At 74.0% G+C, this 1,214-nt stretch carries 2 protein-coding genes; one reads left to right on the forward strand and one right to left on the reverse strand.

All coding sequences use genetic code 11. The features are described from left to right. Positions 1 to 331: 331 nt before the first annotated feature. A complete protein-coding gene (locus ACJA3G_RS37245; RefSeq protein ID WP_406557432.1) occupies positions 332 to 787 on the forward strand; it encodes an SAV_915 family protein in 456 nt (151 codons plus the stop codon). Between the two features lie 108 nt (positions 788 to 895). Here the strand turns inward: ACJA3G_RS37245 and ACJA3G_RS37250 are convergent. Continuing rightward, positions 896 to 1,214, reverse strand: a 319-nt coding sequence (locus ACJA3G_RS37250) for a DNA glycosylase AlkZ-like family protein (protein ID WP_406557433.1), incomplete at its 5' end; no start/stop codon positions are given.

Raw genomic sequence — 1,214 nt, forward strand, 5'->3', positions numbered from 1 at the left:
GGTGAGTGACCGGAAGGGAGCGGGTCCCGGCCGGCCCCCGCTCCCTTCCGGTCACTCACCCGTCCGACCCCAACTCGAACGGGGGAGACGCGTTGCCGGCGAGGGGTGCCAGGAGGCCGTCAAAATCAGCCGGAACGGAGTCAACATGGCGTCAGGAGGCGGACTCCGGCCCGGCGGGCGGGCATAACGTCGAGGCGTCGCGCACGGCGGCGGCGCGACAGCGACCACACCGCACGGACTCTCACCGCACGGGCTCCCGCCGCAAGGACTCCCGCCGCGCGGACCGGTTCCGCACGGACCGGCTCCGCGCTTCCCACCGGAGGACACCACCATGGACACCCTCACCCTCATCCTCGACGACGCCGACCCCGACCCCGACGAACGCCGCCCGGCGGCGCCGCTGTACGTACCGGTCCGGCTCGGCTCCGCCGGAGGCCGGCAGCTGCGGTTCTGGCGCACCCCTCTGGGTGTACGGACCGCCGTGGGCTTCACCAGCCCCGAGCGGCTGTACGCGGTGCTCGGACCCGGCCAGCGCTGGATCCGGCTGGCGGAGCCCGCGCTGCGCTCGCTCGCGGCGCCGCTCGGCGTGACGACGGTGACGGTAGACCCGCACATGACGGCCCCGGCCCCCGTCGCCATACGCACCGAGCCGCTCGGACAGCCCTGCCCCCGCAGGGGAGGCTGGGACCCGGAGATGGCCGGTGCGGCACCCATGACGGGTGGGGCGGAAGCGGCGACGACGACCGTGCGGACCACCGCCACGGCGGCCCCAGCTCTGGTGAACTGAGGGCCGTGAACCGAGGGGCGCGAACTGAGGGCCGCGAACCGCGCGAACCGGCGAAGAGCGGCGGGGTCATCCAGCAGGGGTCACCGGTCACACCACGACGTCACGACATCATGACGTCATGACGTCCCCGAAGCGGACCTCGTACGAGGTGACACCGGCCGGGGTCATCGCGGCGAGCAGCCGCTCGCCCTCCTCGGCCACCTCGTCGCGCAGCGCCCGCCCGAGCGACCCGAACGGCTGGACGGTGAGCACCGCGCGCCCCTCCCCCGCCGACTCCGCCAGGCGCCACACCCCGGCGAGGAAGCCGTCCACGAGGAGGGCGGGATAGGCCTGGTTGCCCTTCCAGGAGCGGCCCCAGTACGCGGCCGGGATGACCCGCGTACGGTCGGCGTGCGACAGCAGCAGGTTGTCGAACTCGGGCAGGAAG

This window comes from Streptomyces sp. YS-3 (assembly GCF_045257485.1).
Classification (GTDB): Bacteria; Actinomycetota; Actinomycetes; order Streptomycetales; family Streptomycetaceae; genus Streptomyces.